This window comes from Enterococcus ureilyticus (assembly GCF_001730315.1).
Lineage (GTDB): Bacteria > Bacillota > Bacilli > Lactobacillales > Enterococcaceae > Enterococcus_L > Enterococcus_L ureilyticus.
In genome coordinates this window covers 1-16,599 of sequence record NZ_MIKC01000015.1, presented here as the reverse complement: position 1 = coordinate 16,599, position 16,599 = coordinate 1, and the positions used below count along the sequence as shown (strand labels likewise).

19 protein-coding genes, 1 tRNA gene and 1 rRNA gene are annotated in these 16,599 nt (G+C 36.7%); 1 reads left to right on the top strand and 20 read right to left on the bottom strand.

Annotated features, from left to right (window positions below):
- Positions 1-26: 26 nt before the first annotated feature.
- Together yqeH and BCR24_RS08335 are read right to left on the bottom strand one after the other, a co-directional pair.
- On the bottom strand, positions 27-1,142 hold the full coding sequence (yqeH, locus tag BCR24_RS08340) for a ribosome biogenesis GTPase YqeH (RefSeq protein WP_069640096.1): 1,116 nt from the start codon (positions 1,140-1,142) through the stop codon (positions 27-29).
- Positions 1,139-1,666, bottom strand: a complete 528-nt coding sequence (locus tag BCR24_RS08335) for a YqeG family HAD IIIA-type phosphatase (RefSeq protein WP_069640095.1) — start codon at positions 1,664-1,666, stop codon at positions 1,139-1,141. The genes yqeH and BCR24_RS08335 overlap by 4 nt, the downstream gene beginning before the upstream one ends.
- 215 nt (positions 1,667-1,881) lie before the next feature.
- On the opposite strand from BCR24_RS08335, the gene BCR24_RS08330 reads away from it, so the two are divergent.
- Entirely contained in the window at positions 1,882-2,280 is a 399-nt protein-coding gene (locus tag BCR24_RS08330) for a VOC family protein (RefSeq protein WP_338070539.1), read from the top strand.
- Positions 2,281-2,324: 44 nt separating this feature from the next.
- Here BCR24_RS08330 and BCR24_RS08325 read toward each other — a convergent pair whose 3' ends face one another.
- The 18 genes from BCR24_RS08325 to rrf all read right to left on the bottom strand — a co-directional run.
- Positions 2,325-3,110: an acetyl-CoA carboxylase carboxyl transferase subunit alpha gene (locus BCR24_RS08325; RefSeq protein ID WP_069640093.1), complete on the bottom strand. Its 786-nt coding sequence runs from the start codon at positions 3,108-3,110 to the stop codon at positions 2,325-2,327.
- A 2-nt stretch (positions 3,111-3,112) separates the two neighbouring features.
- Entirely contained in the window at positions 3,113-3,979 is an 867-nt protein-coding gene (gene accD / locus BCR24_RS08320; RefSeq protein WP_069640092.1) for an acetyl-CoA carboxylase, carboxyltransferase subunit beta, read from the bottom strand.
- A gap of 14 nt (positions 3,980-3,993) precedes the next feature.
- Positions 3,994-5,364 carry an acetyl-CoA carboxylase biotin carboxylase subunit gene (locus tag BCR24_RS08315; protein ID WP_069640091.1) on the bottom strand — a complete coding sequence of 457 codons (1,371 nt, stop codon included), beginning with the start codon at positions 5,362-5,364 and terminating at the stop codon, positions 3,994-3,996.
- A 7-nt stretch (positions 5,365-5,371) separates the two neighbouring features.
- A complete protein-coding gene (gene fabZ, locus BCR24_RS08310; protein ID WP_010760451.1) occupies positions 5,372-5,791 on the bottom strand; it encodes a 3-hydroxyacyl-ACP dehydratase FabZ in 420 nt (139 codons plus the stop codon).
- A 2-nt stretch (positions 5,792-5,793) separates the two neighbouring features.
- Complete coding sequence (gene accB / locus BCR24_RS08305) at positions 5,794-6,285, bottom strand: acetyl-CoA carboxylase biotin carboxyl carrier protein (RefSeq protein WP_069640090.1); 492 nt, start codon at positions 6,283-6,285, stop codon at positions 5,794-5,796.
- A gap of 1 nt (position 6,286) precedes the next feature.
- A complete protein-coding gene (gene fabF / locus BCR24_RS08300; protein WP_069640089.1) occupies positions 6,287-7,522 on the bottom strand; it encodes a beta-ketoacyl-ACP synthase II in 1,236 nt (411 codons plus the stop codon).
- A gap of 26 nt (positions 7,523-7,548) precedes the next feature.
- A complete protein-coding gene (gene fabG, locus BCR24_RS08295; protein WP_069640088.1) occupies positions 7,549-8,286 on the bottom strand; it encodes a 3-oxoacyl-[acyl-carrier-protein] reductase in 738 nt (245 codons plus the stop codon).
- Between the two features lie 3 nt (positions 8,287-8,289).
- On the bottom strand, positions 8,290-9,219 hold the full coding sequence (gene fabD, locus BCR24_RS08290) for an ACP S-malonyltransferase (protein ID WP_069640087.1): 930 nt from the start codon (positions 9,217-9,219) through the stop codon (positions 8,290-8,292).
- Positions 9,220-9,243: 24 nt separating this feature from the next.
- Entirely contained in the window at positions 9,244-10,203 is a 960-nt protein-coding gene (gene fabK, locus BCR24_RS08285) for an enoyl-[acyl-carrier-protein] reductase FabK (RefSeq protein WP_069640086.1), read from the bottom strand.
- Between the two features lie 182 nt (positions 10,204-10,385).
- Positions 10,386-10,613, bottom strand: coding sequence for an acyl carrier protein (locus BCR24_RS08280; protein WP_025873142.1), 228 nt, complete (start codon positions 10,611-10,613; stop codon positions 10,386-10,388).
- 50 nt (positions 10,614-10,663) lie between these two features.
- Positions 10,664-11,623 (bottom strand): beta-ketoacyl-ACP synthase III, encoded by a 960-nt coding sequence (locus BCR24_RS08275; RefSeq protein ID WP_069640085.1) that lies wholly within the window; start codon positions 11,621-11,623, stop codon positions 10,664-10,666.
- 14 nt (positions 11,624-11,637) lie between these two features.
- Entirely contained in the window at positions 11,638-12,078 is a 441-nt protein-coding gene (gene fabT, locus BCR24_RS08270) for a fatty acid biosynthesis transcriptional regulator FabT (RefSeq protein WP_069640084.1), read from the bottom strand.
- A 480-nt stretch (positions 12,079-12,558) separates the two neighbouring features.
- Positions 12,559-12,789: a YkuJ family protein gene (locus BCR24_RS08265; RefSeq protein WP_010773374.1), complete on the bottom strand. Its 231-nt coding sequence runs from the start codon at positions 12,787-12,789 to the stop codon at positions 12,559-12,561.
- Positions 12,790-12,889: 100 nt separating this feature from the next.
- Complete coding sequence (locus BCR24_RS08260; protein ID WP_069640083.1) at positions 12,890-13,780, bottom strand: NAD(P)-dependent oxidoreductase; 891 nt, start codon at positions 13,778-13,780, stop codon at positions 12,890-12,892.
- A 72-nt stretch (positions 13,781-13,852) separates the two neighbouring features.
- Positions 13,853-15,076: a glycosyltransferase family 4 protein gene (locus BCR24_RS08255; RefSeq protein WP_069640082.1), complete on the bottom strand. Its 1,224-nt coding sequence runs from the start codon at positions 15,074-15,076 to the stop codon at positions 13,853-13,855.
- Positions 15,077-15,097: 21 nt separating this feature from the next.
- Positions 15,098-16,144: an LTA glycolipid anchor biosynthesis glycosyltransferase, IagA/BgsA family gene (locus BCR24_RS08250; RefSeq protein ID WP_069640081.1), complete on the bottom strand. Its 1,047-nt coding sequence runs from the start codon at positions 16,142-16,144 to the stop codon at positions 15,098-15,100.
- Between the two features lie 280 nt (positions 16,145-16,424).
- Positions 16,425-16,498: transfer RNA gene (locus tag BCR24_RS08245), tRNA-Asn, on the bottom strand.
- A gap of 7 nt (positions 16,499-16,505) precedes the next feature.
- Positions 16,506-16,599 (bottom strand): 5S ribosomal RNA (gene rrf, locus BCR24_RS08240); the annotation flags it as partial.

Genomic DNA, 16,599 nt, shown 5'->3' with positions numbered 1-16,599 from the left:
TTCCTTCTCTCTGTTCTCACTTGTGGTTAAATCAACGCTTTTCTTCTTAAAACATCGACGCCTTTTGGTGCCCAACCAGCAACGACGCAAGGCTCTGTGATCGTGATCCAGCCTAGTCCAGCAAAAACAATATCTGTTTTTTCCTTGATAGAAAATTCAAAACGAACCAACTCTGGAAAGTCTGCGACTTCATCAAGACGTGGCGGTTGCAATAAACTACCAACATGCTTTTCATAAAAGGCATCCGCTGTAGCTAGTTTAGTCCGATGAATGGTTAAATCATTTGAAACATAAGCTATAAATGAGCTTCGCTCTCCTTGAATGACGTCAAAACGAGCTAATCCACCTAAAAACAACGTTTGCTCCGGGTTTAGTTGATAAACTTTTGGTTTGATTTCTTTTTGTGGAGCAATGATTTTTAAATCTTTTTTACCAAGATAATGTGCCATTTGATGGCGGTGAATGATCCCTGGGGTATCAATCAAGAAATGTCCGTCATCTAAAGGAATTTCAATTTTATCTAATGTTGTCCCAGGAAATTGTGATGTTGTGATTACGTCTTTTACTCCTGCTGTCTGTTTGATGATTTGATTGATCAATGTTGATTTTCCTACATTAGTCACACCGACAATATAGACATCCTTCCCCTCACGATATTTTTCGATTGTTTCAAGTAAATGTTCCATTTCCTGCGGCTTTTTGGCACTTGTCAACAAGACATCTAAAGGACGCAGCCCTTCTTCATAGGCACGTTCTCGCATCCACTGGATCATTTTCGGTCTTTTTAATGATTTAGGTAGAATATCAACCTTGTTACCTACCATTAAGACAGGGTTATCTCCAATGAAACGATGAAGCCCTGGAATCAACGAACCATTAAAATCAAAAATATCAATGACATTCACGATCAAGGCATCCTTTTTCCCTAGTTCATTTAATAAGCGTAAAAAATCATCATCTGTCAATTGAACATCTTGGATGTCATTATAATGTCTTAAACGAAAACAGCGTTGGCAATAAACTTCCCCTGTCTCCATTCCTTTTTCAAACGCAGCCTTTGGTGTAAAGCCTAATTCATTTGGATGTTCTGTTTGAATGGCTGCACCGCAACCGATACAGTGAATTACTTCACTCTCACTCATTCTAGTCCGCCTTTCCATATCATATCTGGATATTTCTTCCCTAAATGTTTCATGATCTTTCGTTCAAAAAATCGATTGATTTTCGTATTCCAGCCATCAGTATCCACAATTGGGCGTACTAAAATATTCCTGATTCCAGCCCCATTCGCTCCGCGAATATCTGTCATAATCTGATCTCCAACCATTACTAACTCTTCTGGTTTTAGATTTAGCTTTTTTTCAGCCTCTCTAAATCCTCTTGTTGAGGGTTTTAATGCTCTGGACACATATTCTAAATCAAATTTCTCTACTACACGTTTAATTCGACTAGATTTATTATTCGAAACAACTATAACTGGAATCCCAGCATTTTTCATTTCCAGAATCCAAGTCAATAATTCTTCGGTCCCGTCTGGATTATCCCAGGCAATCAATGTATTGTCTAAATCAGTCAACACAGCTTTGATACCTAATTTTTTTAATTGGCTCGGTGTGATTTTGTAAATCGCATCGACCATCCAAGTTGGTTTAAATTTTGAAAACATAGAAACTCCTCTCATCTCCACGATGATTCTTTTCGTAATGAAAGGAGCACTAAGCTAGTACTCCCCAAGTTGTATTATACTGCATTTCTCTAAAAAATTCTATAAATGCTCGTCATAAGTTTTTAAGAAGCTCAATCATTAGCTTATATCGCAGAAAACAAGACTTTTCAAAACTTCTAGTTTATATGATAAACTTTTTTTAAAGATGAAAGAAGATTTCATATGACAATCACCATAAAAAAATCAATCTATTTGTTCCTGACACAGAACAAGCAATGAGCCTTTATCAAAGAATATTCGATGCAAATGTAATCGAGTTATCAACTGCACAGGAAATAAAATCTGGCTGTTTCAGTATTCGTGAAAGTTTGTTTGCACTAGCAGATGAGCAACCAGATCAGGGCGGAAAATCACCTTTTTTATTAAATGGAACTCCTTTTTGTATCCAATTGATTTGTGACAATGCTGAAAAGCTTGTGAAAAAAACATTAGATGCAGGCTGCATGTTAGAAATGCCCTTAACTATTGTTCCTAATAAATTCAAGGTAGCAAATATTCAAGATCCTTTCGGTTTTGTTTGGTCTATTTCTGAGATCTATCCTTTAGCTGATTAAATAAAAATATGGAGCTAGCACATTCGGCTGGCTCCATATTTTTATTAATATTTACGAAAGCGCTGATAACGATTCTCTAATAGTTTGTCTATTTCTAGTTGAGAAAGTTCAGTAAATTTACTAATAAGTGCTTTTTGAAGGATTCGATTGATTTTTGCCTGTTCTAATACTTCACCATTCATCTCTTCAGGGATCACACGATCAATGATCGTCAATTCTTTTAATTCCGTTGCTGTGATCTTCATCAATTCAGCTGCTTCTTTAGCTCTACTGCCATCTTTCCATAAAATCGACGCAAAGCCTTCCGGTGACAATACCGCATAAATCGTATGTTCCAGCATCCAAACTTCATCAGCCACAGCCAGTGCTAATGCACCACCACTACCGCCTTCACCAATAATGATTGCAATGATTGGTACCTTAAGATCAGACATTTCCACTAAATTTCTAGCAATTGCTTCACCTTCACCGCGCTCTTCTGCTTCAATCCCGCAATAAGCACCCGCAGTATTGATAAACGTCACTATTGGTCGACCAAATTTTTCTGCTTGTTTCATTAAGCGTAATGCTTTCCGATATCCTTCAGGATGAGGAGCGCCAAAATTACGTTCAATATTCTCAGGTAAATTACGTCCTTTTTGAATACCAACAACAGTTACTGGTTTTTCTTCTAAAGTTGCAATGCCGCCCACAACAGCTAGATCATCTCCAAAATAACGATCCCCATGAAATTCCATAAAATCATCAAAAATAGAACTGATATATTCTAAAGTAGTATAACGATCTTGTGCTCTAGCTAAGGTGACAATATCATTGGCTGTTTTTTCCATGTCTATTTCCACCCTTTCATCGTATGAATCTCGACTAATTTGCTGAGTACTTCTCGTAACTGATTTCTAGGAATGATTTTATCAACAAAACCATGATCCAGTAAAAATTCAGCTTTTTGGAAATCATCTGGTAACTCCTGACGAATCGTTTGCTCGATCACTCGACGTCCAGCAAATCCAATCAGACTTTGAGGTTCAGCTAAAATAACATCACCATCCATCGCAAAGCTAGCAGTAACTCCACCAGTTGTTGGATCGGTCAATACGGTAATATAAAGTAATCCTGCATTACTATGACGTTTAAGTGCACCAGAGATTTTTGCCATCTGCATTAGAGAGAAAATCCCTTCCTGCATCCGAGCTCCTCCCGAAGCTGTAAAAATAATTACTGGCAAATGTTGCTCTATTGCTCGCTCAAATAAACGAGTAATTTTCTCACCGACAACCGTTCCCATACTTCCCATAATAAAATTGGCATCCATCACTCCAATAGCGATTTCTTGATTATTAATTTTAGCTTTCCCTGTCAGAACTGCTTCATGTAGTTCAGTTTTTTCCTGCATCATAGCTATTTTATCCAAATAAGCCGGAAAGTCTAAGGGATCTTTAGTCACTAAATCTGTGTCCCATTCTTCAAAACTTTTCTCATCTACCGTTAATGCAAGACGTTCCCAAGCACCAATTCTAAAACTATAACCACAATAAGGACAGACTTTTTCTGCCCCCATATCTTTTGTATATAGCGTACGTTTACAACAAGGACATTTAGCCCACATATTATCTGGAACTGTCGGTTTTTTTACAGAAGATTGGTCGCCTGTGCGATTTGGATTGATTCGAATGTAGTTTTTCTTTTTAAATAAAGCCATACACCTGCTCCTTTTTAATTATCGCTTTCTGGTTCCCAATTTGGTAAAAATGTTTCTTGTAAAAAGCTCGTATCATACTCACCATCTAGCACATTTTCATGCGTAATCAAATCTAACTGAAATTCTGCATTCGTAATGATTCCATCTGTTACGATCTCATGCAAAGCCCGTTGCATCTTCATTAACGCATCCATCCGATCATTTCCGTGAACAATGACTTTGGCAATCATTGAATCATAATAAGGAGGAATCGTGTAGCCAGAATACATTGCGCTGTCAACCCTTAATCCCATACCTCCACTTGGAAGCAGTAAATTTTTAATTTCCCCTGGAGATGGCGCAAAATTGAAAGCAGGATTTTCAGCATTTATTCGGCATTCAATTGCATGACCTGTGATCGTAATATCCTCTTGTGTATAAGGTAATTCTTCACCCGAAGCCACTTTTAGTTGTGCTTTAACAAGATCAATCCCAGTCACCATTTCTGTAACAGGATGTTCAACTTGGATTCGAGTATTCATTTCCATAAAATAGAACTCACCTGATTGATCCATTAAAAATTCAATTGTTCCAGCGTTCTCATAATGAACAGCCTTAGCTGCACGTACAGCCGTTTCACCTAATAACTGACGTTTTTCAGGAGAAATTGCGATCGATGGCGATTCTTCCAGAACTTTTTGATTATTTCTTTGTAAAGAACAATCACGTTCACCTAAGTGAATCACATGTCCATACTGATCACCTAAAATTTGTACTTCGATATGACGAGCTGGATAAATAATTTTTTCCAAGTACATATCATCATTACCGAAAGCCGCTTTTGCTTCTTGTTGGGCAGAGGTAAAATGTTGAGGTAATTCTTCCTTATTCAATACTTTACGTATTCCTTTACCTCCACCACCAGCTGCTGCTTTCAGCATAACTGGATAACCGATATTTTCAGCAATCGTTAATGCTTCTTCAACAGAGCCAATCACACCTGTACTGCCAGGAATAACTGGAACTCTGGCCTTTTGCATCAATTCACGTGCGTTGATTTTATTACCCATTGCATCGATTGTTGCAGCTTTTGGACCAATAAAGGTAATATTGCATTCTTCACACATTGCTGCAAATTGACTATTTTCTGATAAAAAACCGAAACCAGGATGAATCGCTTCGGCATTGGTTACGATTGCTGCACTTAGAACATTTTGTACATTTAAATATGAATCAGCTGCTTTGGCTGGTCCAATACAAATAGCCTCATCTGCAAGCTGTGTGTGTAACGCTTCTTTATCTGCTTCGGAATATACCGCAACGGTCTGTACACCTAATTCACGACATGCGCGAATGATCCGAACTGCGATTTCTCCTCTATTTGCAATTAAAACTTTTGAAAACATAGCTCACCTATCCAATCATAAAGGTCAATTCTGCTTCCGCTACTTTTTTCCCATTCACAGTCGCAGTTCCTTTGCCGATACCGGCTATTGATTTTACTTTCATAATTTCTACTTCTAACATCAAAGTATCACCAGGAACAACTTTTTGTCTAAATTTAGCTTTGTCGATACCACCAAAATAAGCTGTCTTTCCTTTAAAATCAGGCATAGACAATAGTGCTACCGCACCAGCTTGAGCTAATGCTTCAAGAATCAAAACGCCTGGCATCACAGGTTCTCCTGGGAAATGACCTTGAAAAAAAGGTTCATTAATCGTAACATTTTTCTTGGCAATCACTTTTTCACCCACAACGATTTCTTCCACTGTGTCTAACAATAGAAAAGGATATCGATGCGGAATGATTTCTTTGATCTCTTGAATATTCATACCTACACTCCCTTAGATACACGGAAAAGCGGTTGATTAAATTCAACAACCTCTTCATTTTGTATCAAGATTTCCGTAATCACACCATCTACAGTTGACGTGATTTCATTCATAAGTTTCATTGCTTCAACAATACAAACGACATCACCCTTTTTCACTAAATCGCCAACTTGCTTAAAGTTTGCTTTATCAGGAGCCGGCTTTAAGTACACAACTCCGACAATTGGAGAAATGATTTCTTCGATATTTTCAGGTTTTTGTTCTGCTTTTACAGTCTCATTAACAATTTCTTTTACTGTTTGACTCGTAACTTCTGTTGCTTCTTGGCTCACTGTATTATTGTTCATTGCCTGTTTTGCTTCACCTGAAGAGGGTTTTTGTGTCACTTTATTTTTATTCATGTAAAGACCAAACGAACCTTCTCTAAGGTCAAATTCAGTTAGAGTAGATTGGTCAAATTGCGTCAATAATTCTTTTACTTCATTGATATCCATCTTAATCCTCCCAACGTTTTAAACAAAGTACTGCATTGTGACCACCAAAGCCAAAAGAATTTGTTAATGCATAATCAAATTCATGTTTTTGACTTTTATTTGTAACAATATCGATTTCGATAGCTTCATCCACTTGCTCGATATTGATCGTTGGTGGAATAAATTGATGTTGCAATGCATTCAGAGTAGCAATGGCTTCAATACCACCGGTTGCTCCTAATGCGTGTCCGGTCATACTTTTCGTACTACTGACACGAACTGTTTTAGAAGCTTCTCCCAAAGCAGTTTGAATTGCTTTGGTTTCTGCAACGTCATTTGATGGTGTACTTGTGCCGTGAGCATTGATGTACCCGACATCAGAAGCTTTGATCGCAGCTTCATCAATTGCTAACCTCATTGCTTTAGCAGCCCCGCTTCCGTCAGGCCTAGGAGACGTCATATGGTAAGCATCACAATTTGAGCCATACCCTACGATTTCACCTAAAATCTTGGCACCTCTGTTTTTAGCATGTTCTAATGATTCAAGAACTAAAATTCCTGCGCCTTCTCCCATCACAAAACCACTACGGTCTTTGTCAAAAGGAATCGATCCCCTATTCGGATTTTCCTCAGACGTTACAGCAGTTAATGAAGCAAAACCAGCAATCCCTATTTCAGTAATCGAAGCTTCTGTTCCTCCTGCTAGTAAAACATCAGAATAACCATGCTTAATATTTCTAAAGGCTTCACCAATTGAATTATTCGCCGTAGCACAGGCTGTGACGGTTGCGGTACAAGTCCCTCTTGCACCTACGCGTAAAGCGATATTACCTGCCGCCATATTTCCGATTGCCATTGGTATAAATAAAGGTGCTACTCGTTTAGGACCTTTTTCACGCATTCGGGTTACTTGATCTTGAATCGTCTGAAGTCCACCAATACCAGAACCTACCATAACACCGAAACGGTCAACATCAATTTTTTCTGTCTCTAGTTTACTCATTTCCATAGCTTCTAACGCTGCATAGATACCATAAAGGGAAAATAAATCCATTCTCTTGGCATCTTTTTTGGCAAAGTATTTATCAAAAGGAAAATCCTTTACTTCTGCTGCTAATGTAATACCTGTTTCGCTTGCATCAAATTTTGTGATTGGACCAATGCCATTTTTTCCCATTTGCAAACTTTCTAAAAAGGCCGCTGCATCATTTCCAATTGGAGATGCTACACCATAACCTGTAATAACTACGCGATTCATTCAACCGCTCCTTTCAAGTTTGTTCGCTAGCCGTGCATGACTAGACCACCATCTACATTCAAGACTTGTCCTGTAATATACGAACTTTTCGCTATGAAGATAGCTGTATTGGCAACGTCTTCTACTTGCCCAAATGATTGTAATGGAATTTGCTGACTCATTTGTTCTTTTACTTTATCGGATAACACTTCTGTCATTTCAGTTTCGATAAATCCAGGTGCGATAGCATTACAAGTAATTCCTCGTGCTGCAACTTCTCTTGCAACAGATTTTGTTAGACCGATAACTCCAGCTTTACTTGCAGCATAGTTCGCTTGACCGATATTTCCCATCAGCCCGACCACGCTAGACATATTGATGATCCTGCCACTGCGTTGCTTCATCATTTTTTTGATTGCATGTTGCGTCATATTGAATGTTCCGGTTAAATTGATTTGGATACATCGAGTAAAATCTTCTTCTGTCATTCTTAATAATAGCTTATCATTTGTGATCCCTGCATTATTCACTAAGACATCAATCGATCCTAAACCATCAACCACTGCTTGAATCATTTTTCCAGCAGACTCAAAATCGGCAATATTTCCAGAAACACCGATACATTTAACCCCAAAAGATTCTACTTCAGCAATTAAATCAGTGCCAATTTCACTGCGTCCATTCAAAGCAATGTTTGCTCCTTTTTTTGCAAAAGCCAAAGCAACAGCCTTTCCTATTCCACGTGTGCTTCCTGTAACAAACACATTTTTTCCTTTTAGATCCATGTGTTACCTCCTATTTAGAAGAGCTTCAGTTTCAGACAACGTTTTTTCGTCTTCAACACGAGCCGTTTTTATCTCTTTGTCAATCTTCTTGATAAAACCAGTCAATGTTTTCCCCGGTCCAACCTCTATTATTACATCAACGTTCATTTTTTTGATTGTTTCAATGCTCTCAGCAAACCGAACAGCCGACATTACTTGTTTCTCTAACAAATATTTAATTTGTGATTGCTTCATGACTTGGGCTGTGGTATTACTAATTACAGGAATCGTCATTTCTGTAAAATCTACTTTCTCTAACTCAATAGCTAATTTTTCAGATGCAGTTTTTAATAAAGCTGTATGAAAAGGACCACTAACTTTCAATGGAATCATTCGCTTCACACCTGCTTCTGTCAATAATGACACCGCCTTGTCAACTGCAGAAGTTTCTCCTCCAATTACGATTTGCTGTGGAGTATTATAATTTGCAGGTGAAATAATTCCCAACGCGCTGGCTTCTAAGCAACATTCTTCTATTAAAGATCGCTCAGCGTTCATTACAGCCACCATTTTTCCTGTCCCAGAAGGTGCCGCCTCAGTCATAAATTGTCCTCTTTTAGCAACAAGTTGAACAGCTTCTTTGAAGGAAATCGCTCCGCTTGCCACAAGTGCACTATACTCTCCTAAACTAAGACCAGCTACAACATCTGGCTGATATCCTTTAGCTTGTAAAAGTCGATAAAAAGCAATACTAACTGTTAAAATTGCTGGTTGAGTATATATAGTTTCATTTAATTGGTCATTTTCAGTAAAGCAAATCTCTGCCATGTCATAGCCTAAAACATCACTAGCTTCTTGAAATGTTTCTTGAATAATTTTCTCTTGGTCAAACAATTCCTTACCCATACCAATATATTGGGCACCTTGTCCGCTAAATACAAAAGCTGTTTTCATTTCATTACCTCATAAATAAATTTTTTATTTTATCCAGTGACTACATCTAGAAGCCATGATTTCTTTAGTTTCATTCATATAAGATTCAATGATTTCTTTAGCTGTTTCTTCTTTTTTTATAAGTCCGGCAATTTGTCCAGCCATGATTGAGCCATAATCTATATCGCCTTCAACAACTGCTTTACGTAAAGCACCTTGCCCCATCTTTTCAAATTTTTCAAGATCAGGTGTGTCGCTTCTCAATTCTTTTTTCTCTAATTGATCGTACTCTCTAGTCAATTTATTTTTGATTGTCCGGACGGGATGACCGAAATGTTGACAAGTAACCGTTGTATCAACATCTCTTGCTTTGATAATTCTAGCTTTATAATTTTCATGTACAGTACATTCTTTTGCAATTAAAAAACGGGTCCCAACTTGGACGCCATCTGCTCCTAGCATCAATGCTGCAGCCATCCCACGGCCATCACCAACACCGCCAGCCGCGATGACTGGGATCGTTAGTGCATCTACAACTTGAGGTACCATGCTCATCGTCGTTAACTTACCGATATGTCCCCCAGCTTCCATTCCTTCAACCACTACTGCGTCTGCTCCGATCTTTTCCATACGAGCGCCAAGTGCAACAGAAGGAACAACTGGAATTACTTTAATCTTATGTTCTTTAAAACGCGCCATATATTTGCTGGGATTTCCAGCTCCAGTTGTAACAACTGGGACATTTTCTTCACAAACTAAATCTACGATATCTTGTGCAAAGGGTGAAAGCAGCATAATATTGACCCCAAATGGTTTATCAGTAATTTTTTTGATTTTTCTAATTTCAGCTTGCACCACTTCTCTTGGCGCATTGCCGCCTGCGATGATTCCAAGACCACCTGCTTCGGATACAGCTCCAGCTAAAGAAGCATCTGCAATCCAAGCCATTCCCCCTTGAATAATAGGGTATTTAATTCCTAATAACGCACATATCTTCGATTGCATAAATGACATCCTTCAAACTATAGAATAATTAATCAAAAAAGAGCTGGAACAAAACTCTATAAGTTTAGTACCAGCCTTTCGAATTCCAACGAACGGTGTGAAAAAAGCTAGACTCTGTAGCAATTGTTGAGAATCGCACAGAGCCTTGCTCATCCAACTTTTAATTTACCTAATCGCTTTGATTATTCTGCTTTTTGTTTTTCTACATATGTTACTAAATCTTGAACAGTCGTAATACCATCTTCAGACTCGATTTTTATGTCAAAAGCATCTTCGATTTCATTGATGATTTGGAATAAGTCTAAGCTATCCGCGTCCAATTCTTCTTGAATGTTGGTTGTTAATTTTACTTCCTCAGGCTCTTTACCTAATTCTTCTACAATAATTGCTTGAATTTTTTCGAATACCATGTGTATATTCCTCCAATAATTTTCTTTTTTAGTTTATATAGTCACAGTTCTCACAGCGTTAAGAGGATCGAACCCCACGTTAAACCGCCGCCGTAGCCTGTTAACACAATTTTTTGTTTAGAGCCTAGTTGAAGCACTCCGCTTTCTACTGATTCATCCAGTAATAAAGGGATGCTTGCCGCAGAAGTGTTTCCATTATACTCCATATTTGTTAAAAATTTTTCTCTTGGGACTTTTAGTTTTTTCGATATTTTTTCAATGATTCGCTTATTTGCTTGATGCAGTAATAAAAAATCAACGTCTTCTTCTATGATTTCTCGAATATTATTCGTCACATCACTCAAGGAAAAATCATAAATATCTCTACCAGTCATTTGTAGATGTACACTAGTCTCACTACTTCCCGTATAAAAAGGGCTCTTATTTTTTAAGTAACCAGAAGTAAGCGAGTTTGCACGCTGACCATCAGCTTGTAGCTTTTCATTTAGAAAATGTTCTTCAGTACTTGCTTCTAGTAAAACTCCGGCTGCTCCATCACCAAACAAAACAGCTGTACTACGATCATTCCAATCAAGTACTTTAGATAAAGTTTCTCCACCAATGACCATACCTAATTTTTTTCCTGTACGGATCAATTTTTCACCCATGCTCAAAGCATAAACAAAACCACTACAAGCAGCACTGATATCAAAGGCAAAAGCTTGTGTTGCAGAGATGCTACCTTGAACTTGACAAGCGACAGAAGGTGTCCCATAGTCTGGAGTCATCGTTGCTACTAGAATAAAATCTAAATCAGCAGCTGACTTACCAGATTTTTCTAATAATTTATTGGCCACTTCAATGCACAAGTCTGACGTATTTTCGTCAGTAACTATATTTCTCGACTTTATTCCAGTCCGGCTAGATATCCATTCATCTGATGTATCCATCATCGTTGAAAGTTGATGATTTGATACGGGATTTTCAGGAACATATCGGCTCGTACAAGTTATTTTTGCATATTGGTTCATCTTGTTCCTCACTTTTATTTGTATTCCTTTAAGAAGTCGTGAAGATTCTTCAATGCTTTCAATAAAGCTTTTTCTTCTGCTTTATCCATTCCATTTAAAATCCGTCTAACCATTTCTTTATGGAAGTGCTGATGGACGCGAAAAAGTAATTTCCCTTTTTTAGTCAAACCTAACTTAACTACCCGACGATCATCTTCACTTCGTATGCGCTCAACATATCCTTTTTTTACTAGATTATTGATTGCTACGGTCAGAGTTCCTACAGTGATCGATAACTCTTTAGCGACTTCAGAAGAAGTTTTCTTCTTATACATTCCGATTGCCTCTATTGTATGCATCTCAGTAATGGACAAGTCGTTGAATTGTGATTTTTTCAATTCAGATTCTTCGATCGTCAAAATATCATTAAAGACACTGACAAGATAATCATTGACTGTTTCTAAATTAGGTTCCATGTGTGTGCACCATCCATATACTTTGATTATCAAATCATTTGATGTTCAAACTATATCGCATATGAAAAAATATTGCAAGTAAAATATTAAATTTTTAATTTTTCTTAATCCATAAATACATTCTCTTACTCTTAAAAAAAAACAACCTTTCAAAAACACTTAATAGATTGGACTGAATTGGTTATCATCTATTTTAGTTTGACTATCAAAATATTTGCAATTTAAGAAACTCTAAACTCATGAATTTATAGCTGGTAACACTAGACACTCTTGTTACAAAAATTACTTTTATTCATGAGAATTGGGAACCATTCTTGCCATATTACTGAAATAGTATTGAATATAGTAATCAGACACAATTAAGTTTGATCGAACTCTGGGTGATATAAGAAAAAAATCCTGTGGCGCACAAAATTGTACGCCACAGGATTTTTGATTATTGTCATTAATTTTTGTTAAATACAGACTGAAATTTGCTAATTATTGAATTAAATCATAAATTTCCATCGCAACAATATCAATATTATCAAATTGATAACTTTGTTGAGAATCTGTTTCAGTTAATTCAAACGTTTCAGTTGATTTATCATAGTTTACGATGCATTTTTCTGCACCCTCACGTTCAAAACGACGAACTTGAATTTCGTTATCTGTAGCTTCAGTCATCGCTTCAAGTCGCTTGATAATCGCCACAAGTTGTGAATGTTTCATAAATGGGCCTCCCTTTAAAAACTAGTTCTGTACCATTGTATCAAAACATTGTCGTTCTTGCATGATATTTCGTCATTTTTTTTAATTTTTTTGCTGTTCTTTAATTTTTGACTACAGGCTGCTTTCCATCCCCCCACCAAAGCTTGATCAAAGCCTGCGTCCCATCGTTCTCAAAGCCTTCATTCGCAAGCTTTTCATAGAGTTCTGTTGCCAATCGAGTCGCTGGTAATTCAAGATCCATTTTCTCAGCTTCATCTAAGGCAATTTTTAAATCTTTTATAAAATGTTTTACAAAAAAGCCAGGAGAATAATCTTCTTTTAATATTCTCGGACTATAATTACTCAATGACCAATTTGCTGCGCTTCCTCCCGACAAAGTTTCAATTACCTTATCCAGATTTAAGCCAGCTTTGTTAGCATAAACCATCATTTCTGTCATACCAGTCATGGTACCAGCAATCATAATTTGATTCGCCATTTTAGTATGCTGTCCTTTACCAGAAGCACCATGTAAAGCAAACGTTTTTCCAAATGTTTTAAAAATAGGTAACACTTGCTCATAGGCTGTCTGATCGCCACCAACCATGATCGTCAATGTACCATTTTTAGCTCCTAAATCTCCTCCAGATACGGGTGCATCTAACGCTATACCACCCAATTCACTAGCCTTTAATGCTATTTTCTCAGCTAATGTTGGCGTACTTGTAGTTAAGTCAACAATTATCTTATCTGTAATATTCACTGAGAAAATACCATTTGCTTCAAAATAAATTGCTTCGACCTCTTTTGGAAACCCCACCATTGTAAAAATGATATCACTACTTGCGGTAATTGCTGCCGGTGTATCTTTCCAAAGAGCGCCAGCTTTTACTAATTCATCTGTTTTACTCTTGGTTCGATTATAGACATTTACCTCTAGTCCTTGCCTCATCATATTTCTAACGATTGCAGCACCCATGACACCTGTTCCAATGAATCCAATTTGCGGCATAATGATACTCCTCCTCTTAGTATAATAAAAACTTCTTATCTTAGTATAAACTAAGATAAGAAGTTTTAACATTTATTTTCTTAATGAGGTAAATTTCACTTTGATCCGTTCAATAGAAGCCGCAGTATCTTTTTCCAAAGTACGTTGGTCGTAGTATTTGATCATGTCTTCATAAAATTCAACCATCACATTACCAAAATGAGTTGCAGATATCTCATAAAGCTTTTCTTTTAAAATAGCTTCATTCGATGGGATTTCCGCCTCAACATACTCTATGAAGGTTGAAGCAAAATCAGCATCGGTTTTAAACGTTCTTCCCAAACTTTCATGATCAAATAAATTATTCAAATATGCATTTCCTTCAACAATACATGGAACACCTGAAGCCATTGCTTCAGTATAAGTCAAGCCTTGCGTTTCTGAGGTCGAAGCACTAACGAAATAATCTGCAGCCTTATAGTAAATGGCTACTTGATCATTCGGTACCTCACCAATAAATTGAATCTTATCTCCTATACCTAATTCTTCACCCAAACAGCGAAGCTTACCTACGTAAGGACCATCTCCTACAATCACAAAGCGAGCATTTGGAAAGCGTTCAAAAATAGTTGGTAATCCTGTTACAATTGCTTGAATATTTTTTTCGTATGAAATGCGACTCAAAGATAATAACATCAAACTATCGTCTGTTAATCCTAATTCTTTACGAAGCGCTTTTTTCATTTGGATTGTAATATCGGGTCTTTCAAATTTTTGGATATCAATACCGGTCGGAATGATCCTCATTGGTGATGTCACACCATATTCTTTTAACTTATCAATTACTCTTTCACTTGGACAAACTACTCCCGTTGTATGATTTGCAAAAAAACGAGAAAAATATTTAACATGTGTAGGACGTACAACTTTTCCATTTGCAATATAGTGTAAATAATCTTCATACATCGTATGGTACGTATGAATAACAGGAATTTTAAGTTTTTTACCGACCATCTTACCTAATAATCCAGCCCCAAACTCAGTATGAGTATGAATTAAGTCTAAATCCAACTCTTTAGCAATCAAATAGGCGTACCACATACCTCTTACAACAATCCTGCGATCTTTGAATGAAACAAAAGGAACACTAGGCATTCGAATGACATCTTCCTCAAATTCTTTTGCATTAGGATCTGTCGTCGTAAAAATATAAACTTCGTGTCCCTTTTGTTCTAATTCTTCTTTAAGTGTTTTAATAGATGTTGCAACCCCACTAACTTGGGGAAAATATGTATCTGTAAAGAAACCAAATTTCACCTTGTTCCCCTCCATTAATTTCTAATTCTTTTGTTGCATTTGTTCTTTTTGTTCTACTATATCAATACTTAGAACTTTTTCATAAACTTTTTTTAGCTCATGACCAATTCGTTCAATACTTTTTTCCTGTGCAACATTGTAACCTGCTTGACAGGTATTTGGAATTTCATCATTAACAAGTGCTTTAATCAAATAAGTAAATTCTTCATTAGAATGCCCCATATAACAGTTTACTTTATTTTCAAGCCAGCCTTTATATACTGGGATATCTCTTACTAGAACCTGCTGTTTACTTGCTAGCGCCTCTAATATAACGATTCCTTCTGTTTCCTCATAAGAGGGGAAGAAAAATAAATCAGCTGCGGAATAAGCTCCTTCAATAATATCACCCTTGATATAACCTGGGAACTCTACGTTTTCAGGATGTTCTTCTTTTACGATCGTGCGAATGTTTTTAGGTATTGAGTACATAGGCGTGTGCCCAAACCAGATAAATCGGTAATTAGGAAATTTTCTAGCTAATGCAACAAAATCAATAATGCCTTTTCTTTCAAAATATAAACCTACACAAATAATTACTTTTTGTTCCTTTTCAATCTTAAAGTACTCTCTAAATTTTGATTCTTTTTCTTCTGAGCGCTCAAATCGTTTCAAATCGATTCCATTAGAAATTGAAACAATCGGAACAGTTATGCCATAACCTTTTAATAAGTCCTTTGAATACGGTGTAGGTGTAATCAAATAATCTGCTTTAGAATATAAGCTCACTAAGTATTTTTTAACTAAAGGAGAAATTTGATTGGAACCAATAAATGAATTTCTAAAATCTTCTTCGGTTGAATGGGCATGATAAATAACTTTCTTACCTAATTTTTTAGCTTTATTTACCATGTTATGGCTGTTGATTCCATAAGTATTAATATGTAAAATATCATAATCTGTACAATCAGCGTCTAATGTATACTCTATCCCAACTTCAGAGAGTGCCCGCTTCTGATGGTCTAACGCGCGTCCTATTCCAGACTTCGCTAATATTTTTTCACCTTCAAAATATAATAAAACCTTCACGTTGCCACTCCTAACTTATTTAAGTTATTATACCATAGGTTAAAGAGACCTTACTCATTCTAAGGTCTTAGTTCACTCAGCTTACATTTATTATATCAAAAAACAGCGTAGGAAAGCCATTATTCCATAAAATAGATGCTTCATATGACAAAACTGTTAGATAAAAGTAAGCAACTTTACTATCTCATAATTCCATTTATTATTAATTCTATCAAATAATAAAATTTATTTTACTATAAAACAAAAAAGAACGAAAACTTATTCAGTCTTCGTTCTTTTACTCCGGCAGTAGGACTCGAACCTACGACATCATGATTAACAGTCATGCGCTACTACCAACTGAGCTATGCCGGAATAATTAGCGTGGCGACGTCCTACTCTCACAAAGGGAAACCCTTCACTACAATCGGCGCTAAGAAGCTTAACTTCTGTGTTCGGCATGGGAACAGGTGTAT

What these genes read in the sequence shown, in the direction of transcription:
- yqeH (WP_069640096.1), bottom strand. Translation starts at nt 1,142, where the DNA reads ATGAGTGAGAGTGAAGTAATTCACTGTATCGGTTGCGGTGCAGCCATT.
- BCR24_RS08335 (WP_069640095.1), bottom strand. Translation starts at nt 1,666, where the DNA reads ATGTTTTCAAAATTTAAACCAACTTGGATGGTCGATGCGATTTACAAA.
- BCR24_RS08325 (WP_069640093.1), bottom strand. Translation starts at nt 3,110, where the DNA reads ATGGAAAAAACAGCCAATGATATTGTCACCTTAGCTAGAGCACAAGAT.
- accD (WP_069640092.1), bottom strand. Translation starts at nt 3,979, where the DNA reads ATGGCTTTATTTAAAAAGAAAAACTACATTCGAATCAATCCAAATCGC.
- BCR24_RS08315 (WP_069640091.1), bottom strand. Translation starts at nt 5,364, where the DNA reads ATGTTTTCAAAAGTTTTAATTGCAAATAGAGGAGAAATCGCAGTTCGG.
- fabZ (WP_010760451.1), bottom strand. Translation starts at nt 5,791, where the DNA reads ATGAATATTCAAGAGATCAAAGAAATCATTCCGCATCGATATCCTTTT.
- accB (WP_069640090.1), bottom strand. Translation starts at nt 6,285, where the DNA reads ATGGATATCAATGAAGTAAAAGAATTATTGACGCAATTTGACCAATCT.
- fabF (WP_069640089.1), bottom strand. Translation starts at nt 7,522, where the DNA reads ATGAATCGCGTAGTTATTACAGGTTATGGTGTAGCATCTCCAATTGGA.
- fabG (WP_069640088.1), bottom strand. Translation starts at nt 8,286, where the DNA reads ATGGATCTAAAAGGAAAAAATGTGTTTGTTACAGGAAGCACACGTGGA.
- fabD (WP_069640087.1), bottom strand. Translation starts at nt 9,219, where the DNA reads ATGAAAACAGCTTTTGTATTTAGCGGACAAGGTGCCCAATATATTGGT.
- fabK (WP_069640086.1), bottom strand. Translation starts at nt 10,203, where the DNA reads ATGCAATCGAAGATATGTGCGTTATTAGGAATTAAATACCCTATTATT.
- BCR24_RS08280 (WP_025873142.1), bottom strand. Translation starts at nt 10,613, where the DNA reads ATGGTATTCGAAAAAATTCAAGCAATTATTGTAGAAGAATTAGGTAAA.
- BCR24_RS08275 (WP_069640085.1), bottom strand. Translation starts at nt 11,623, where the DNA reads ATGAACCAATATGCAAAAATAACTTGTACGAGCCGATATGTTCCTGAA.
- fabT (WP_069640084.1), bottom strand. Translation starts at nt 12,078, where the DNA reads ATGGAACCTAATTTAGAAACAGTCAATGATTATCTTGTCAGTGTCTTT.
- BCR24_RS08265 (WP_010773374.1), bottom strand. Translation starts at nt 12,789, where the DNA reads ATGAAACATTCACAACTTGTGGCGATTATCAAGCGACTTGAAGCGATG.
- BCR24_RS08260 (WP_069640083.1), bottom strand. Translation starts at nt 13,780, where the DNA reads ATGCCGCAAATTGGATTCATTGGAACAGGTGTCATGGGTGCTGCAATC.